The following is an 18185-nucleotide window of genomic DNA, read 5'->3' on the forward strand; positions in this document are numbered from 1 at the left end:
TGATGAGCGTTGTCCGGCCTGGCGTCGGGCGTACGCGGCCCGGGGTGGTCGGCGAACGCTCAGTCCACGGGAATCTTCGCGTAGACGCGGAAGCCGCCGCCAGGGCGGGGGCCGACGCGCAGCGTGCCGCCGTAGAGCGCGACCCGTTCGCGCATGCCGACCAGGCCGTGGCCGGCGCCGTGTTCGGAGCCGGGGAGCGGGCCGCGGCCGGTGTCGAAGACCTCGACGATCAGCCAGTAGACGCCGAAGCTGAGCCGGACCTGGGCGGTGGCGGGGCCGGCGTGCTTGAGCGCGTTCGTCAGCGCCTCCTGCACGATCCGGTAGACGGTCAGCGCGACGCCGGGTTCCAGTTCCGCCGGGGTGCCGTCGACGCGCAGCGTGACCGGCAGGCCGGCGTCGCGGACCTGTTCGGCGAGCGCCTCGAGGCCGGCGATGCCGGGCTGCGGTGCGAGTTCGGCGGCCGGCTCGGTCTCGGTGCGCAGCACGCCGAGCATGCGGCGCAGTTCCCGCATGGCGGAGCGGGACGTCTCCTCGATCGTGGTGAGGGCCCCGTCCGCGGCGTCGGTGTCGGTGCGCAGGACGCGGCGGGCGCCGGTGGCGAGCACGCCCATCACGCTGACGTTGTGCGCGACCACGTCGTGGAGTTCGCGGGCGATGCGGCGCCGTTCGTCCGCGACGGCCTGTTCGGCGAGGGCGCGCTGGTTGGCCTCGGCGGTGACCGCGCGGTCCTCGAGGGCCCGGGCAGTGACCCGGCGGCCGTGGACGGCGCGGCCGACCAGGAAGACGACCAGGCCGATCAGCGTGTTGTTGAGGGCCAGGTAGGCGACCGGCAGCTGGTAGCCGTCGACCATCATGGGGACGGCCAGCGGGGCGAACACGACCGGCACCCAGAGCAGCAGGCCGGCGGTGATCGCGCCGCGCAGCGACAGCCGGGAGCCGGCCGTGTACGTCAGGACGATGAACGCGATCGGCAGCGTCAGCGGCTGGGTGGGGACGAGCGCCGGGGCGGCGACGGCCGGCAGCAGCATCAGCAGCGCCGGCCAGAGCAGCACCCGGCGCAGCGCGATCGGCACCGCGAGCCACACCGTCAGCAGCACCACGGCACGCGGGTCGCCCTGCTCCTCGCGGTCGATCCAGAGCACGAGCACGTCCGCGGCCAGCGCGAGCAGCGCGAGCCGCAGGTCCCAGACGAACGCGCGCCGCGGCCGCCGGCTGCGACCGGCCGCGAACCAGTCCTGCACTGTTCTCATCACGTCGGAACCTATCCGCCCGCGGCGCCCGGCGAATCGGCCCGCGCGCCGACCCGCCCCTCCTGCTGGAGGAGGAGACGAGATCTGGCACACAGCGCTAACAATCCCGCGGAATGTGCCGATCACCGAACCGCAACGGGTTGACACCGCGATCAGGAGGCGATCGGAGATGGCACTGCGACTGCCCTGGAAGCGGCGGATGCCGGAGGCCGAGGCGTTCGTCGACCTGCCCGAGGACGCCGAACTGGTGACGCTGGTGATCGGCGAGAGGACGTTCCGGGACCTGAGCGTGGTCCGTACCCCGGACAAGGTCTGGAACTTCCGGCTGCCGGGCGGCCTGGAGGAGGGCGCGACCGTCGAGCTGGTGTGGACCGCGGAGGGGCGGGGCGGCGAGGGCACCGGGTGCGTGGTGCGGGCCACGGACGCGACGATCGGGGTCCGGGCGACGCGGGTGGAGACCGGCATCCAGCGCCGGGGCAGCCTGCGGGTGCCGGCCACGGTGCCGCTCACGCTGAACGGCCCGGAGGGCGGCCCGTTCTCGCTGACCACCCGGAACCTGTCGCTGGGTGGCGCGCTCGCGTTCGGCCGGGGGCCGGAGCCGGGCGAGCCGCTGCCCGGGCGCCTGGACCTGCCCGGCCAGTTCGTCACCGTGAACGCGAAGGTGCTGCCCGGCCTGGACCCGGTGAACGTGCACCGGCTGCTCTTCATGAACCTGACCACGCAGGCCGAGGACCTGATCGCCGACTACGTGGCGGCTCAGGAACGGCGGCGCGCCTACGCCCGCTGAGCCGGCGCGGCGGGCACGGGGGCGGCGGGCACGGGGGCGGCGGCCTCCGGGTACGGCGGGGGCGTCCCACCGTACGCCGGGCAGAGCGCCTTGTGGTTGCACCAGCCGCACAGCTTGCTCGGCTGCGGCCGGAAGTCGCGCGCCGCGGTGGCCGCCTCGATCGCTTTGGCCAGCGCGAGCACGGTGCGCTCGAAGCGCTGCAGCTCCTCCAGGTCGGGCGAGTAGTCGCAGACCTCGACGTCCTTGAGATAGATCAGGCGCAGCACCCGCGGCACCACGCCGCGGGTGCGCCACAGCACCAGCGCGTAGAACTTGAGCTGGAACAGCGCCTTCGCCTCGAACGCCTCGCGCGGCGCGCCGCCGGTCTTGTAGTCGACGACCCGGATCTGCCCGTCCGGTGAGACGTCCAGCCGGTCGACGAAGCCGCGCAGCCGCAGCCGGTCGTCGATCACCGTGGAGATCAGCTGCTCGCGCTCGGCCGGTTCCAGCCGGCGCGGGTCCTCCAGCGTGAAGTAGCCCTTGAGCAGGTCACGCGCGGAGCCGAGGAAGTCGTCGAGCCCGGCCACCGGCGCCTCGCCCGGCTGGACCTCGATCAGGACCTCGGTCTGCGGCCCCGCCGCGGCCGGCGCCTCGAAGAGCACGGACAGCGTGGGGTCCTCCTCGAGCAACCGCTCCCAGGACGGGGCGACCAGGTCGAAAGCCGCATCGGGGGTACGGTCGGCGGCCGGCAGATCGTAGAGCCGCTCCAGCACCGCGTGCACCAGCGTGCCCCGCACCTGGTCGGCGGTCGGCAGCTCGGGAAGACGGTCGATGGTGCGGAAGCGGAACAGCAGCGGGCAGGTCTTGAAGTCGCCGGCCCTGGAGGGGGAGAGCGACGGGCCGGTCCAGTCCGGCTCGGCGAGCTCCGCGGGCGTGGCAGTGTTACGGCCTGTCTGCAAGTGTGCCGCCTCCGTCTCCGTCGTCATGCCCACAAAGATACGGCGGAGGTACGACGGTTTCAGTGGGCGCACGCGGTCAGCGCCACCGCGGACATCCCACGTAGCATCGGCACGGTGGACAACGAGGCGCCCGAGCCGGGCCGTCGCGCCGGCGTCACGGTGGGGCGGGTCTTCGGCGTTCCCGTCCATCTCAACGCGTCCATGCTGCTGCTGGCCGTCGCGGTCACGGTCCTCTACGGCGAGTTCGTCCGCGGCGCGCTCGACCTGTCCCGCCCGGCCGGCTACGCGGTCGGCCTCGGCTTCGTGGCGTGCCTGCTCGGCTCCGTGCTGCTGCACGAGCTCGGCCACGCGCTGACCGCGCGGCGGTTCGGCATCGGCGTCCGCGGCATCACGCTCGAGCTGCTCGGCGGCTACACCGAGATGGACCGGGACGCGCCGCGCCCGCGGGTGGACCTCGCGGTCTCGCTGGCCGGCCCGGCCGTGTCGCTGGTCCTCGGCGTGCTCGCCACGGTCGCGGCGCTGCTGCTGCGGGACGGCACGCTCGCCGACCAGATCGCGTTCCAGCTCGCGGTCAGCAACCTGGTGGTGGCCGTGTTCAACTCGCTGCCCGGCCTGCCGCTGGACGGCGGCCGGGCGCTGCGGGCCGCGATCTGGGCCGTGCACGGCGACCGGCACACCGCCACCGAGATCGCCGGCTGGTCCGGGCGGGCGCTGGCCGGCCTGACCGCGGCCGGCGTGCTCGTGACGTACGCGCTGGGCTGGCTGACGATCTTCGGCGTGATCTTCATGCTGCTGGTCACGCTGACCCTGTGGCAGGGGGCCGGGCAGTCGATCCGGCTGGCCCGGATGAGCCGCCGCTTCCCGATGATCCAGCTGTCGCACCTGGCCCGGCCGGTCTTCGCGGTCCCGGCCGGCACGCCGCTGGCCGAGGCGCAGCGCCGCGGCCAGGAGGCCGGGCCGGGCAACGCCGCGCTGGCCGTGGCGGACGCGTCCGGCCGGGTGGTCGCGCTGGTCGACGGCGCCCGGGCGGCTGCGGTCCCGGCCGAGCGGCGGCCCTGGGTCAGTGTGGACGCGGTCGCGCGCGGCGTCGAGGGCATCCCGGCGATGTCCGTCGACCTCACCGGCGAGCAGGTCGTGCGCGTGGTGCAGACTCACCCGGGCGCGCAGTACCTGGTGACCGCCGGGGAGGACGTGGTCGGCGTGCTGCACCTGATCGACCTGGCCGAGGTGCTCGAACCACGCCGTGGCCGGGGCAACCCGGCCGTTTGACCCCCGATACGGTGTTCGCGCCCGTATCAATAGAGATAGCAAGACCGAGGAAGAGGAACACCGTGACCGTACCGTCCACCGCCGTCGTCCCGACCGACCAGCCGGTGCCCGCGCGCCGCGGGCCGTTCCGGGCCGGGGACCGGGTCCAGCTCACAGACCCGAAGGGACGGATGCACACCGTTGTCCTGGAACCCGGCAAGTCGTTCCACACGCACCGCGGCGCGCTGGAGCACAACGACCTGATCGGCCTGCCCGAGGGCAGCGTGATCACGTCCGCGAACGGCACGGCGTACCTCGCGCTGCGCCCGCTGCTGTCCGACTACGTGCTCAGCATGCCGCGCGGCGCCCAGGTCATCTACCCGAAGGACGCCGCCCAGATCGTGCAGATGGGCGACATCTTCCCGGGCGCGAAGGTGCTCGAGGCCGGCGCCGGCTCCGGCGCGCTGAGCTGCTCGCTGCTGCGCGCGGTCGGCGACGGCGGCGAGCTGCACTCGTGGGAGCTGCGCGAGGACTTCGCGGCCATCGCCCGGAAGAACGTGGAGGCGTTCTTCGGCGCGCCGCACCCGGCCTGGCAGCTGCACAACGGCGACGTGGCGGACAACCGGGAGACCGGGTTCGACCGGATCATCCTGGACATGCTCACGCCGTGGGAGGCGCTCGACATGGTCGAGCGGTGCCTGGTGCCCGGCGGCGTCTTCATCGGCTACGTGGCGACCACCCCGCAGCTGTCCGAGCTGGTCGAGGCGCTGCGCGAGCGCGGCGGCTGGACCGAGCCGCGCGCCTGGGAGTCGCTGGTGCGCGACTGGCACGCCGAGGGCCTCGCGGTCCGGCCGGACCACCGCATGATCGCGCACACCGCGTTCCTGGTCTCCGCCCGCAAGCTCGCGCCCGGCGTGCAGGCCCCGCCGCGGCGGCGCAAGCCCTCCAAGGGCGCCGAGGCGTACGCGGTGCGCAAGGCCGCGATGCAGGCGTCCGCCGTCCCGGACCAGCCCGACTCCCCGGAGGTCGAGTGAGCCACAGCCTGGGTGGGGGAGGGGACCTGCCGGCCGTCTTCCCGGACTGGTCCCCCTACCACGACCTCGACTCGGCGGCCCGTGCCTACCTGCGCGACCCCGACGTGGCGCTGGAGTCGCTCGGCGGCGTGCTGCGCGGCGCGGACGTGCTGTGCTTCACGCTGGAACGGTTCGTCAACGAGGTCAACGGCGTGTGGCAGGAGGTCGTCGTCTGCGACGGCAACCGGCTCATACTGTGGCACGGTGAGGACATACCGCTCGGTGAGGGCCCGCCCGGCTCGATGACGTCGTCGCTGCGCGTGGTGCCGTTGTCCACGGTCACCGAGGTGGGCTGCCGGCGACAGCTCACCCGCACGCCGAACGGGCAGGCCCAGGTCGGCAGCGTCGACGTCTACCTGCTGCTCAGCACGATGGACGAGGCGGCGCCGAGCGGCGGCACGCTGGAGGACGGCGAGCGGCCCCCGGTCCGGCACGACGCGCTGCGGTTCGGCAAGACGATGGACGACGGCGGGGCCGGGCAGATCGCCCGCCTGGAGGAGTTCGCCCGGGTCATCGCGTCGCTGGTGGGCCGCCCGACGCTGTGACGCCCGCGGACTCTCCCGCGTGAATCACGTGAATTCAGCCGTGGGCGGACTCACTCCGTACCAAGGATGTGGGTTGGGGTTCTTCGGGGGTTTTCGCGTCATGCGCGGGATGTTTTCGCACTCCGCGGGCAGGTTCCGGCCTCGGTGACCGGTTGTGATCGCATGGACACATCTGATCAAGCTTCGGTGACGAGGGTGTTGCGTGGGTTGGAATCCCGGCGTTTGCGGCTAGTGTTATGGCAAGACGTTCGAGCCCCCGGGGAGGTGGGACGTGGCACGTAGCGACGACGCCGACCAGCGCGCCGCACGGTGGGAGAAAGAGGCCCACGATCTCTCCACGCAGGTCGCGTTTCTTCAAGAGGAACTCGCTCTGGTGCGGCGCAAGCTGACCGAAAGCCCCCGTCACGTGAGGCAGCTCGAGGAGAGGCTCGCGGCAACGCAGGCGCAGCTCTCCCGGCTGTCCGAGAACAACGAGCGACTGGTGGCCACCCTCAAGGAGGCCCGCAGCCAGATCGTCACGCTGAAGGAGGAGATCGACCGCCTGGCGCAGCCGCCGAGCGGTTACGGTGTCTTCCTGACCCGCCATGAGGACGGCACCGTCGACGTCTTCACCGGTGGGCGCAAGCTCCGCGTGGCGGTGTCACCCTCTCTGGAGGTCGACGAGCTGCAGCGCGGGCAGGAGGTTCTGCTCAACGACGCACTCAACGTCGTCGACGCGTTCGGGTTCGAGCGCGTGGGCGAGGTGGTGATGCTCAAGGAGATCCTGGAGTCGCCGGACGGCGGCCCGGGTGACCGCGCGCTCGTCATCTCGCACGCCGACGAGGAGCGCATCGTGCACCTCGCCGACACGCTCATCGGCTCCGCGCTGCGGGCCGGTGACTCGCTCATGATCGAGCCCCGGTCGGCGTACGCGTACGAGCGGATCCCGAAGAGCGAGGTCGAGGAGCTGGTCCTGGAGGAGGTGCCGGACGTCGGTTATTCCGACATCGGTGGCCTGCACTCCCAGATCGAGCAGATCCGCGACGCGGTCGAGCTGCCGTTCCTGCACGCCGACCTGTTCCGGGAGCACCAGCTGCGCCCGCCGAAGGGCATCCTGCTCTACGGCCCGCCCGGCTGCGGCAAGACCCTCATCGCCAAGGCCGTGGCGAACTCGCTGGCGAAGAAGATCGCCGAGCGGCAGGGCAAGGAGAAGCACACCAGCTTCTTCCTGAACATCAAGGGCCCGGAGCTGCTCAACAAGTACGTCGGCGAGACCGAGCGGCACATCCGGCTGATCTTCCAGCGCGCCCGGGAGAAGGCCGGCGAGGGCACCCCGGTCATCGTGTTCTTCGACGAGATGGACTCGGTGTTCCGCACGCGCGGCACCGGCGTCTCCTCCGATGTGGAGAACACGATCGTCCCCCAGCTGCTGTCCGAGATCGACGGCGTGGAGGGGCTGGAGAACGTCATCGTCATCGGCGCCTCCAACCGCGAGGACATGATCGACCCGGCCATCCTGCGCCCGGGCCGGCTGGACGTGAAGATCAAGATCGAGCGTCCGGACGCCGAGGCGGCCAAGGACATCTTCAGCAAGTACATCCTCGAGGGCCTGCCCCTGCACGAGGACGACCTGGCCGAGCACGGCAACGACACGGCCGCCACGGTCGCCGCCATGATCGAGTCGGTCGTGCTGCGGATGTACTCGGAGACCGAGGAGAACCGGTTCCTCGAGGTCACCTACGCCAACGGTGACAAGGAGGTCCTGTACTTCAAGGACTTCAACTCCGGCGCCATGATCCAGAACATCGTGGACCGCGGCAAGAAGATGGCGATCAAGGAGTTCCTCTCCTCCGGACGCAAGGGCCTGCGCCTGCAGCACCTCCTCGACGCGTGCGTCGACGAGTTCCGGGAGAACGAGGACCTGCCGAACACCACGAACCCGGACGACTGGGCCCGGATCTCCGGCAAGAAGGGCGAGCGGATCGTCTACATCCGCACGCTCGTCTCCGGCGGCAAGGGTGCGGAAGCCGGCCGGTCCATCGAGACCGCGTCGAACACGGGTCAATATCTGTAAGTCGGTGTGAAACGGGCGGCCCCGGGTGGGCCGCCCGTTTCTTTTGTCCGCCAGCACCGGCCGGTCGCGGTTCGGCGAGGATCGCAACTATCCATGCGCCGACACGTTTCGTCACCCCTTGTAGGGGCTAGGCTTCTCTCGACGGGTCAATGGGGAGGACGCTTTATGTCTGTTCGTCGGATCATGGGAACCGAGGTCGAGTACGGGATCTCCGTGCCCGGACAGCCGGGCGCCAACCCGATGGTGACCTCCTCGCAGGTGGTCAACGCCTACGGGGCGCGGCCGGAGCTCAACCGCGGCGGGCGCACCCGCTGGGACTACGAGGAGGAGTCGCCGCTGCGCGACGCGCGCGGCTTCACCTACTCCGGCGCGGCCTACGACCCCGCGGAGGCGCTCGCGGACGAGGACCTGGGCCTGGCGAACGTCATCCTCACCAACGGCGCCCGGCTCTACGTCGACCACGCCCACCCGGAGTACTCCACACCCGAGGTCACCAACCCGCTCGACGTGGTCAAGTGGGACAAGGCCGGCGAGCGCGTGATGGCCGAGGCGGCCCGGCGCGCGGCCACCATCCCGGGCACGCACCCGATCCATCTGTACAAGAACAACACCGACAACAAGGGCGCGTCGTACGGTGCCCACGAGAACTACCTGATGCGGCGCCAGACGCCGTTCGCGGACATCGTGGCGTACCTGACGCCGTTCTTCGTCACCCGGCAGATCGTCACCGGCGCCGGCCGGGTCGGCATCGGGCAGGACGGCTCCGGCACCGGCTTCCAGATCTCCCAGCGCGCCGACTTCTTCGAGGTCGAGGTCGGGCTGGAGACCACGCTCAAGCGCCCGATCATCAACACGCGCGACGAGCCGCACGCGGACGCGGACAAGTACCGGCGGCTGCACGTCATCATCGGCGACGCGAACCTGTCCGAGATCTCCACGTACCTCAAGGTCGGCACCACCGCGCTGATCCTGTCCATGATCGAGGAGAAGGCGCTCACCGGTGAGCTCGGCATCGCCGACCCGGTCTCCGAGCTGAAGCACATCAGCCACGACCCGTCGCTGCAGCACCTGGTCCGGCTGCGGGACGGCCGCAAGCTGACCGCGCTGGACCTGCAGTGGGCGTTCTTCGAGCGGGCCAAGCAGTTCGTCGACGACCGGCTCGGCACCGACGCGGACGAGGCCACCACGGACGTGCTGAACCGCTGGGAGAACGTGCTGGACAAGCTCGGCCGGGACGTCATGTCCTGTGCGGACGAGCTGGACTGGGTGGCGAAGCTGCGGCTGCTGGAGGGCTACCGCGAGCGGGAGAGTCTCGGCTGGGCGTCGCACAAGCTGCAGCTCGTCGACCTGCAGTACTCCGACGTGCGGCCGGAGAAGGGGCTCTACCACCGGCTGGTGGCGCGCGGCTCGATGAAGACGCTGCTCGACGAGCGGGACACCTGGGACGCCATGGTGGAGCCGCCGGAGGACACCCGGGCGTTCTTCCGCGGCCGCTGCCTCGCGCAGTACGCGTCCGAGGTGGTCGCGGCCAGCTGGGACTCGGTGATCTTCGACATCGGGCGGGAGTCGCTGGTCCGGGTGCCGATGATGGAGCCGGAGCGCGGCACGAAGAAGCACGTCGGAGCGCTGTTCGACCGGTGCGAGAGCGCCAAGGATCTGCTCGAGGCGCTCACCGGCAACGCGAAGCCCACGACGTAGAACTTCCGCGAATGATCGAAAAGGGCTCGGCTGAGCGCGAAACACGCGCTTGGGCGAGCCTTTTCGTCATAACGGCGGGGTAGGTTTTAGGTACCTGATGTTGCCGGGGCGGTCGAGTCCCGCGGCACGAGGCGAGGGAGGGACCGGGATGGCTACCAGGGACACCGGCGGACAGTCGCAATCCAGCAAGAGCAGCCAGCAGGGTGAGGTCGACGAGGCCACGGTCGAGGCCAACCCGGAGACCGCCGAGCGCGTCGCCGAACTGACCGAGGAGGTCGACGACCTCCTCGACGAGATCGACTCGGTTCTCGAGGAGAACGCCGAGGAATTCGTCAGGGGATACGTGCAAAAGGGCGGTCAATGACCGTTTGTGTCCGTTTTTAAGGTGACTTGCCGGGTCGGGTGTGTAACGCACCTGACCCGGAACACGTAACAGATGATCACCACTGCGTGACCCCACGCGGTATAGGGTGCTTCCACCACAACGGCGGCTCCGGCGTCCCAGCACGCCAGGGCGATCGACATAGCTGAAGGGACATACGTGGCTACGGGTTTTGATCCATCAGGGCGCCTACCGGATGCGTTCACCAACCTGGGGACCTCCTCCTTCACCCAGTTCCTGAGCGTCGCCGCCCCCGATCTGCTGCCCGGCCGCCGGCCGCTGCCGCCCGGCCTCTCCGCCGGTGACGTCGCGCCGCACGGCACCACGATCGTGGCGATCTCGTTCGCGGGCGGCGTCGTGCTCGCCGGCGACCGGCGCGCGACCATGGGCAACATGATCGCCAGCCGGGACATCGAGAAGGTGCACCCCGCGGACGCGTACTCGCTGATCGGCATCGCCGGCACGGCCGGTGTCGGCATCGAGCTGATGCGGCTGTTCCAGGTCGAGCTGGAGCATTACGAGAAGATCGAGGGCGTCATGCTCTCGCTGGACGGCAAGGCCAACCGGCTCGCCGCCATGATCCGGCAGAACCTCGGCGCGGCGCTGCAGGGCCTCGCGGTCATCCCGCTCTTCGCGGGGTACGACCAGGCCGGCACGGACCCGGCGCGGGTCGGCCGGATCTTCAGCTTCGACGTGGCCGGCGGCCTCTACGAGGAGACCGGCTACGACGCGATCGGCTCCGGCTCGCTGTTCGCGAAGGCCGCGCTGAAGAAGCGCTACCGGCCCGGCATCTCCGCGGAGGAGGCGGCCCGGCTCGCGGTCGAGGCGCTCTACGACGCCGCGGACGACGACACCGCGACCGGCGGCCCCGACCTGGTCCGCAAGATCTACCCGGTGGTGATGACCGCGTCGGCCGAGGGCACGAACCGGCTCACCGAGGAGGAGGTCTCCGCGATCGCCGAGGCCGTCGTCAACGCCCGCCACGAGAACCCCGGCGGCTGAGAAGCGGTTCCCCACCGCTTCTGACGCCAAAGATCACGAAGGAGAGCCGCCGTGGCAATGCAGTTCTACGCCTCACCCGAGCAGATCATGCGCGACCGCTCCGAGCTGGCCCGTAAGGGCATCGCCCGGGGCCGCAGCGCGGTGGTCCTCAGCTACGCGGGTGGGGTCCTCCTCGTCGCGGAGAACGTGACGTCGCTGCGCAAGGTCAGCGAGATCTACGACCGGATCGGCTTCGCCGCCGTCGGCCGCTACAACGAGTTCGAGAACCTGCGCCGGGCCGGTGTGCGCAAGGCCGACATCGACGGCTACAGCTACGACCGGCGGGACGTGACCGGCCGCGCGCTCGCCAGCACGTACACGCAGGTGCTCGGCGCGATCTTCACGGAGCAGCAGAAGCCGTTCGAGGTCGAGCTGTGCGTGGCCCAGGTCGGCGCGTCCGCGGACCAGGACGAGATCTACCGCATCATGTACGACGGTTCGGTCCAGGACGAGCCCGGCTTCATGGCCATGGGCGGCCAGGCCGAGGCCATCTCCAGCACGCTCAAGGACGGCCACGCGTTCACGCTGTCGCTCGCCGACGCGCTGAAGCTCGCGGTCAAGTCCCTGGCCAGCGTGGGCGGCGAGAACGGGTCGCCGCGCACGATCACGTCCAAGCAGCTCGAGGTCGCGGTGCTGGACCGCACCCGCAGGGGCCGCACGTTCCGCCGCATCACCGGCGAGGCACTGACCGCGCTCCTGGAGGGCGGCGACCTCCCGGCCGACGCGGTCGAGAAGCCGGCCGACCCGGCCCCGGGCCCGGACACCCCGACGGTGTCGGCGGCCTCCGCCGACCTGGAGACCGCCGGCGAGTCCGCCGCGGTCGACGAGGGCGGCCCGGCCGAGAAGTAAGCGTTCCACCGGCGGCCGCCGGGGGCGAATCCGTCGCCCCCGGCGGCCGCCGCGTGTTTTCGCCCACCGGTGCCGCCGTCAGCCGCGGGACCGGCGCTCCCCGCCTGACGGTTCGCCACCGGCCGCCCGCCGGCACCGCGAAACTCCGGGCCCGCGCGCCGGGCTCGGCCCGCGCCGGCGCCACGCGCGATCCGCCGTGCGTGCTTGCTGATTGCGGCCTGGGTGGCTTCGGCGGGTTCGGCTCGTGTCGGCGTCGCGCGCGGTTGGTCGCGTGTGATCGCTGGTTGCGGCCTGGGCGGCTTCGGCGGATTCGACTCGTGCCGCCGCTGCGGGCGATCGCGAGGTGCGATCGCCGGGTGCGATGGTCGGGTGCGATCGCCGGGTGCGATCGCCGGCCGCGGCCGGATCGGCTCTTGCCGGTATCGCGCGGGGTTGGCGGTCGGAGGGTTGCGTGGGTGCTGCCCGGGTTGGCGGTCGGAGGGTTGCGTGGGTGCCGCCCGGGTTGGCGGCCGGAGAGCTGCGCCGGTGCCGCCCGGGATCGCTGGCCCGGAGAGCCGCCCGGGTGCGCCGGTGTGGGTTTCCGCGCCACCGGTGCCCGACGCCACTCGGCCTGTTTCGATCGTGGTGAGTCGACGAGTTCCCGCTCTTTTCTGCTGTTGCAGGCGCTCGTCCACCGCGCTGCTGTTTCCGGCCGCTTCGGCGCGCTGCCACGCGACGCAACGCACGGCACCGAACGATGCTCCCGTGTCGCTGGCGGTCGTTTCCTGCCCCAGGAAACAGTTACCGGCGACGGAGGACCCGTCGTTCGCTCGCCCGTGGAGCCTTCAGCGCCAATGTCCGGAATGTCAGGCCCGTGGAGTGGCTGATCCCAGCTTCCGGTCCGGTCTCACACCGTTTCCATGCGTCCCGACGGCGTCACGGGCCCGAGCATCCTCGGGAACAGCCATAGAGGGATACCTCGAGCGAGGATCGCTACCGCTGATCAACGGGGTGACGATCCTTCCAGCCTGTATTGCTGTTCCGGACGCGTACACCGGCAATACAGGTTTGAAAGGATCATCACCTACCGGGGTGGATCACACTCTTGGGGCAGGTCATGCTTCGACGCGGCGATGCCACGACCTGCATGCTCCGTGGCTCGTGTAGCGCGTTGCCGGCTCCGGCCGCCTGGGCAGGCGATCATCCGGCCGCCTGCGCAGGCGACCATCCGGGCGCTGCGGTAGGCGACCATCCGGGCGCTGCGGTAGGCGATCAGCCGGGCGCTGCGGTAGGCGATCAGCCGGGCGCTGCGGCAGGGACTATCCGGGCGCTGCGGCTGGCGACGGGCGGCGGGCCTCTAGGACCGTGCGGCCTTGGCCAGGTCGGCGAAGCCGGGTTCGCTGAGTGCGTGGTCGAGCTGGACGCGCCAGTCGGGCTGGAGCGGGATGCCCGCGGCCGCCCACGCGTCGTGGCTGAGCACGCTGTAGGCCGGGCGCGGGGCCGGGCGGGCGAAGTTCTCCGCGGTGGTGGGGCGGATCCGGTCCGGGTCGAGGCCGGCCAGGTCGTAGAGCGTGCGGGCCAGGTCGTGCCAGGACGCCTCGCCGGTGGCGGTGCCGTGGTAGATGCCGGGTGGGGCGGTGCCGGCGAGCGCGGCGGTGCCGAGGCGGACGAGCTGCTCGGCGAGCGCGGCGGTCCAGGTCGGCTGGCCGATCTGGTCGGTGACCACGTCGACGGTGGGCCGGGACGCGGCCAGCTTCAGCATGGTCTCGACGAAGTTCGGGCCGTGGTCGCCGTAGAGCCAGGCGGTGCGGACCACGTAGCCGCCGGTGCGGAGCGCGAGCTGCTCGCCGAGGGACTTGCCGCGACCGTACGCGTTGATCGGCGCGGTCGGGTGGGTCTCCGGGTACGGCGTGGTGGCGGTGCCGTCGAACACGTAGTCGGTGGAGATCTGGATGAGTTTCGCGCCGTTGACCGTGCAGGCGGCCGCGATGTTGTTGACCGCGCGGCCGTTGATGTCGGTGGCGACGTCCTCGTGGTCCTCGGCGGCGTCGACGTCGGTCCAGGCGGCCGTGTTGATCACGATGTCGTGGCCGGAGACCGCGGAGGCGACCGCGGCCGCGTCCGTGACGTCGAGCATGTCGCGGGTCGCGGCGGTGATCTCGACGGGTGTCTCGCTGCGCCGGGCGTGCCGGCCGTAGGGCGCGGTCGGCTCGGTCAGCGCGGCGACGAGATCGCGGCCGAGCATCCCGCCCGCGCCGGTGATCAGCCAACGGGTCATTGTGCCGGCCCCCCAGGAAAGCTCTGTCTCTGCTCCGGCCAGGAGCGCAAGCCACGGTACCAGGACCGGAGCCGGTGCCGGTCGCGCTCCGGTTCGCGTCGATTACAGCTTCATTGCGAAGTGACTGCCGGTAGTGGCTCCACGTGAGTACTATTCGCCGGTGCGCGGGATCCTTTTGGCAGGTGGAACCGGGTCTCGGCTGTGGCCGATCACCCAGGCGGTGTCGAAGCAGCTGATGCCGGTCTTCGACAAGCCGATGATCTATTACCCGCTGACCACGCTCGTGACCGCGGGCGTCCGCGAGGTGCTGATCATCACGACGCCGGACGACCAGCCCCAGTTCCGCCGCCTGCTCGGTGACGGCACGCAGTGGGGCCTGTCCCTGACGTACGCGGAGCAGCCCCGCCCGGAGGGCATCGCGCAGGCCTTCCTGATCGGCGAGGAGTTCCTGGCCGGCGACGACGTCGCGCTGATCCTCGGCGACAACATCTTCCACGGCGGTGACCTGCCGACCCGGCTCAAGGAGAACGCGGCCCACGCCGGCGGCCGCGTCTTCGCCTATCCCGTCGCGGATCCCACCGCCTACGGCGTGGTCGAGTTCGACGAGTCCGGCAAGGTCATCTCCATCGAGGAGAAGCCGGACAAGCCGAAGTCCCGGTACGCGGTCCCCGGCCTCTACTTCTACGACGCGGACGTGGTCCGCATCGCGAAGGGCCTGCGCCCGTCCGCCCGCGGCGAGCTCGAGATCACCGGCATCAACGACGCCTACCTGCGGCGCGGCGACCTCACGGTCACGGTCCTGGACCGCGGCACCGCCTGGCTGGACACCGGGACGTTCGCCGACCTGGTGCACGCCGCCGAGTACGTGCGCGTCATAGAGGCGCGCCAGGGCTTCAAGATCGGCTGCATCGAGGAGGCCGCCTGGCGGGCCGGCCGCATCGACGACGATCAGCTTCGCGCGCTGGCCGCCCCGCTCCGCCGCAGCGGCTACGGCGAATACCTGTTGCGTCTGCTCGACTGGGAACGCTGAAGCGCCGCTCGCACATGACAAAGTGGGCTAAAACCCCCCACCGAGCAGATTTTTTCGCGCCCCACCCCCGAGGCGGGTCACACAGGTGCCACAACAGGGTCACGTGGGGCTAATGTTCGGTCATGGAGCGGCGAATCTTCGGTCTTGAGACCGAATACGGCGTCACGTGCACCTACCGAGGTCAACGGCGTTTGTCACCGGATGAGGTGGCGCGCTACCTGTTCCGGCGGGTCGTCTCCTGGGGGCGGTCCAGCAACGTCTTCCTGCGTAACGGCGCCCGGCTCTATCTGGATGTGGGTTCGCACCCGGAGTATGCGACGCCCGAGTGCGACTCCGTCCTCGATCTGGTCGCGCACGACCGGGCCGGCGAGCGGATCCTGGAGGGCCTGCTCGTCGACGCGGAGAAGCGGCTGCACGACGAGGGGATCGCGGGCGAGATCTACCTCTTCAAGAACAACACCGACTCGGCCGGCAACTCGTACGGGTGCCACGAGAACTACCTGGTGTCCCGGCACGGCGAGTTCGGCCGCCTGGCGGACGTGCTGATCCCGTTCCTGGTGACCCGGCAGCTGATCTGCGGCGCGGGCAAGGTGCTGCAGACGCCGCGCGGCGCGGTCTACTGCCTGTCCCAGCGGGCCGAGCACATCTGGGAGGGCGTCTCCAGCGCGACGACGCGGTCCCGGCCGATCATCAACACCCGCGACGAGCCGCACGCGGATGCGGAGCGGTACCGGCGGCTGCACGTGATCGTCGGCGACTCGAACATGAACGAGGTGACCACGCTGCTCAAGGTGGGCACCGCGGACATCGTGCTGCGCATGATCGAGGCCGGCGTGGTCATGCGCGACCTGTCGCTGGAGAACCCGATCCGGGCCATCCGCGAGGTGTCGCACGACGTCACCGGCCGCCGCAAGGTGCGCCTGGCGTCGAACAAGGAGATCTCCGCGCTGGAGATCCAGCAGGAGTACCTGGCGAAGGCGACCGAGTTCGTGGAGCGGCGCGGCGGCGACGACACCGCCAAGCGGGTCGTGGAGCTCTGGGGCCGGGTGCTGGACGCGGTGGAGAGCGGCAACCTCGACCCGGTGGCGCGGGAGATCGACTGGGTCAGCAAGCTGAAGCTGATCGAGCGCTACCAGGCGAAGAACGACCTGCCGCTGTCCCACCCGCGGATCGCGCAGATGGACCTGGCGTACCACGACATCCGGCGCGGCCGTGGCCTCTACGGGCTGATGGAGCGGCGCAAGCAGGTCGACCGGATCGCCAACGACCTGGACATCTACGAGGCCAAGGAGACGCCGCCGCAGACCACCCGGGCGCGGCTGCGCGGCGAGTTCATCAAGCACGCGCAGGAGAAGCGGCGCGACTTCACGGTCGACTGGGTGCACCTGAAGCTCAACGACCAGGCGCAGCGCACCGTGCTCTGCAAGGACCCGTTCCGCGCGCACGACGAGCGCGTGGAACGGCTGATCGCCAGCATGTGAGCGAGGCGGGGCCCCGGGTGCCGGACCCGGGGTCCCGTTTACGCTGGCAGGACTATGACCACACCTGAGCACCAGCAGAACCGGTTCGAGCGGCGCCGGGCGAAGATCGTCGCCGAGGTGCAGGCCAACCGGCGTGGTGAGTACCGCGTGCCGACCTGGGTCTACGCCGCGATCCTCGGCGTGATCGTGGTCGGCTGGACGCTGTTCGTCATCTTCGGCTGACATGCTCCGGATCGACCGCGCGGAACCGCTGACACGCTCCGGACCACCTGCGCAGAACCGCTGACGCGCTTCGGACCGACCTGCGCAGAACCGATTTTCCCGCTTCCGGCGTGGCCGGCTCCCGGTGCTCCCGCGGGCACCGGTCGTCGCTGGCGCTCCTCCCTGCCGGTTCCGCGCGGGGTCGCGGAGGACCCGCGGGTCAGGCGGCCGGCAGGAGCGAGGCGGCGTGCCGGCCGGCGGCCGCGGCCGCCACGAAGTAGGCGTAGTCGCCGTCCAGGTCGCGGCCCATGGTGGAGAGCGGCACCGGTGAGGCGCGCAGCGCGTCGTCGAGGCCGGCGGTGGGGACGCGGACGATCGTGTGGCGTTCGGCCAGCAGCCGCAGCGTCGACTCCACGTCCTCGGCGACCGATGCCGGCAGGGGAGTGGGGACGACCAGGTCGGCCCGGGTCAGCGCGACCCGGCCGTACGCGGTGACGCTGTGGTGCGAGATGCCGCGGTGCCGGGGGCGCGGGTCGGCGTCGGAGATGCGCAGCGAGCCGACCGCGCGGCCGCCGAGCGTGGTGACCGCGTTCACCGCCTCGCCGACCGCGACGCCCGAGAACCCCCAGCGCGTGCCGGTGCCGAGGTTGCCCGGGCCCTGCGCGACGATCGTGACGTCCGCGCCGAGCACGTGCCGGGCGGCCAGCAGCCCGCTGTGCACGGTGGTCGCCTCCAGGTCGCCGCCGAACGCCTGGCCCACGGTCACCGTACCGGCGAGGTGGGGTTTGAGGGCGGACAGCGTGCGGGAGAACCAGGCGGGCAGCGCGCCGCCGTCCGTCATCAGGTAGGCGACGCGGGGGCCGGTGCCGATCCCGGCGAGCACCGCGGGCAGCGCGGAGTGCAGGTCGGCCAGCACGACCGGCATGCCCTCCAGGTCGTCCGCCTCGGCCAGCACCGCGCGGTGCGGGGAGGCCTCCTCGTCCACGCCCATCATGATCGCTTGCAGCGGTGTGTACCGGGCCTTGACCAGGTGGCCGCCGTCCCGGCTGTCCGCCAGGTCCGAGGCCGGCAGGTTGTCCGGCAGCGCCACCACCAGCGCGTACCCGCCGGTGCCGAGGCCCATCTCGAGCGCGCCCACGTTGAGCAGCACCCGGTCGCCGACCGCGGGCTCGCCGACCAGCGGCGTGTACGCCAGCGCCTTGATCGAGTCCTGGTCGCCGTCCACCGTCACCGACAGCTCGCTGGCCCCGTCCCAGCTGCGCCGCAGCGCCGTCACCGTCCCCGCCCGCCACCGAATCACGAGGAGCAACCCTATACAGCGCCCCGGGCCGGGTCGAGGAAGGCGTACGCGA

At 71.1% G+C, this 18185-nt stretch carries 16 protein-coding genes; 12 read left to right on the plus strand and 4 right to left on the minus strand.

The genetic code is table 11. The features are described from left to right. Window positions 1–59: 59 nt before the first annotated feature. Window positions 60–1250, minus strand: coding sequence for a sensor histidine kinase (locus J2S44_RS32830; protein ID WP_310421807.1), 1191 nt, complete (start codon window positions 1248–1250; stop codon window positions 60–62). 169 nt (window positions 1251–1419) lie between these two features. Here J2S44_RS32830 and J2S44_RS32835 point away from each other — a divergent pair, with 169 nt between their 5' ends. Further along, on the plus strand, window positions 1420–2037 hold the full coding sequence (locus J2S44_RS32835; protein WP_310421810.1) for a PilZ domain-containing protein: 618 nt from the start codon (window positions 1420–1422) through the stop codon (window positions 2035–2037). On the opposite strand, the gene J2S44_RS32840 is transcribed toward J2S44_RS32835, so the two are convergent. Further along, window positions 2025–3002, minus strand: a complete 978-nt coding sequence (locus tag J2S44_RS32840; RefSeq protein ID WP_310421814.1) for a RecB family exonuclease — start codon at window positions 3000–3002, stop codon at window positions 2025–2027. The two genes, J2S44_RS32835 and J2S44_RS32840, sit on opposite strands and share 13 nt — an antisense overlap. A gap of 174 nt (window positions 3003–3176) precedes the next feature. Between J2S44_RS32840 and J2S44_RS32845 the strand changes: the two genes are divergently transcribed. The 8 genes from J2S44_RS32845 to prcA all read left to right on the plus strand — a co-directional run bounded on the left by J2S44_RS32845 (window position 3177) and on the right by prcA (window position 11864). After that, window positions 3177–4244 (plus strand): M50 family metallopeptidase, encoded by a 1068-nt coding sequence (locus J2S44_RS32845; protein WP_310430046.1) that lies wholly within the window; start codon window positions 3177–3179, stop codon window positions 4242–4244. A 62-nt stretch (window positions 4245–4306) separates the two neighbouring features. Next, window positions 4307–5257: a tRNA (adenine-N1)-methyltransferase gene (locus J2S44_RS32850; protein ID WP_310421815.1), complete on the plus strand. Its 951-nt coding sequence runs from the start codon at window positions 4307–4309 to the stop codon at window positions 5255–5257. Continuing rightward, complete coding sequence (locus tag J2S44_RS32855) at window positions 5254–5841, plus strand: hypothetical protein (RefSeq protein WP_310421818.1); 588 nt, start codon at window positions 5254–5256, stop codon at window positions 5839–5841. The genes J2S44_RS32850 and J2S44_RS32855 overlap by 4 nt, the downstream gene beginning before the upstream one ends. 271 nt (window positions 5842–6112) lie before the next feature. Continuing rightward, window positions 6113–7894 (plus strand): proteasome ATPase, encoded by a 1782-nt coding sequence (gene arc, locus J2S44_RS32860; protein WP_310421821.1) that lies wholly within the window; start codon window positions 6113–6115, stop codon window positions 7892–7894. Between the two features lie 165 nt (window positions 7895–8059). Beyond that, complete coding sequence (dop, locus tag J2S44_RS32865; protein ID WP_374727929.1) at window positions 8060–9592, plus strand: depupylase/deamidase Dop; 1533 nt, start codon at window positions 8060–8062, stop codon at window positions 9590–9592. 148 nt (window positions 9593–9740) lie between these two features. Beyond that, entirely contained in the window at window positions 9741–9956 is a 216-nt protein-coding gene (locus J2S44_RS32870; RefSeq protein ID WP_307246347.1) for a ubiquitin-like protein Pup, read from the plus strand. Window positions 9957–10133: 177 nt separating this feature from the next. Continuing rightward, on the plus strand, window positions 10134–10976 hold the full coding sequence (prcB, locus tag J2S44_RS32875; RefSeq protein ID WP_310421825.1) for a proteasome subunit beta: 843 nt from the start codon (window positions 10134–10136) through the stop codon (window positions 10974–10976). A gap of 51 nt (window positions 10977–11027) precedes the next feature. After that, window positions 11028–11864: a proteasome subunit alpha gene (gene prcA, locus J2S44_RS32880; RefSeq protein WP_310421828.1), complete on the plus strand. Its 837-nt coding sequence runs from the start codon at window positions 11028–11030 to the stop codon at window positions 11862–11864. A gap of 1336 nt (window positions 11865–13200) precedes the next feature. Here prcA and rfbD read toward each other — a convergent pair. Then, complete coding sequence (rfbD, locus tag J2S44_RS32885) at window positions 13201–14121, minus strand: dTDP-4-dehydrorhamnose reductase (RefSeq protein ID WP_310421830.1); 921 nt, start codon at window positions 14119–14121, stop codon at window positions 13201–13203. Between the two features lie 160 nt (window positions 14122–14281). On the opposite strand from rfbD, the gene rfbA reads away from it, so the two are divergent. From rfbA to J2S44_RS32900, 3 genes are all read left to right on the plus strand, one after another. After that, a complete protein-coding gene (gene rfbA, locus J2S44_RS32890; protein WP_310421833.1) occupies window positions 14282–15151 on the plus strand; it encodes a glucose-1-phosphate thymidylyltransferase RfbA in 870 nt (289 codons plus the stop codon). A gap of 122 nt (window positions 15152–15273) precedes the next feature. Beyond that, the gene (pafA, locus tag J2S44_RS32895) at window positions 15274–16632 is read left to right on the plus strand and encodes a Pup--protein ligase (protein WP_310421836.1); all 1359 of its coding nucleotides are present in this window, start codon (window positions 15274–15276) and stop codon (window positions 16630–16632) included. A 54-nt stretch (window positions 16633–16686) separates the two neighbouring features. Beyond that, window positions 16687–16854, plus strand: a complete 168-nt coding sequence (locus J2S44_RS32900; protein ID WP_310421839.1) for a hypothetical protein — start codon at window positions 16687–16689, stop codon at window positions 16852–16854. A 199-nt stretch (window positions 16855–17053) separates the two neighbouring features. Here J2S44_RS32900 and J2S44_RS32905 read toward each other — a convergent pair whose 3' ends face one another. Beyond that, on the minus strand, window positions 17054–18133 hold the full coding sequence (locus J2S44_RS32905; protein ID WP_310421842.1) for a DUF3866 family protein: 1080 nt from the start codon (window positions 18131–18133) through the stop codon (window positions 17054–17056). Window positions 18134–18185: the final 52 nt, after the last annotated feature.

The organism is Catenuloplanes niger (genome assembly GCF_031458255.1).
Taxonomy (GTDB): Bacteria; Actinomycetota; Actinomycetes; order Mycobacteriales; family Micromonosporaceae; genus Catenuloplanes; species Catenuloplanes niger.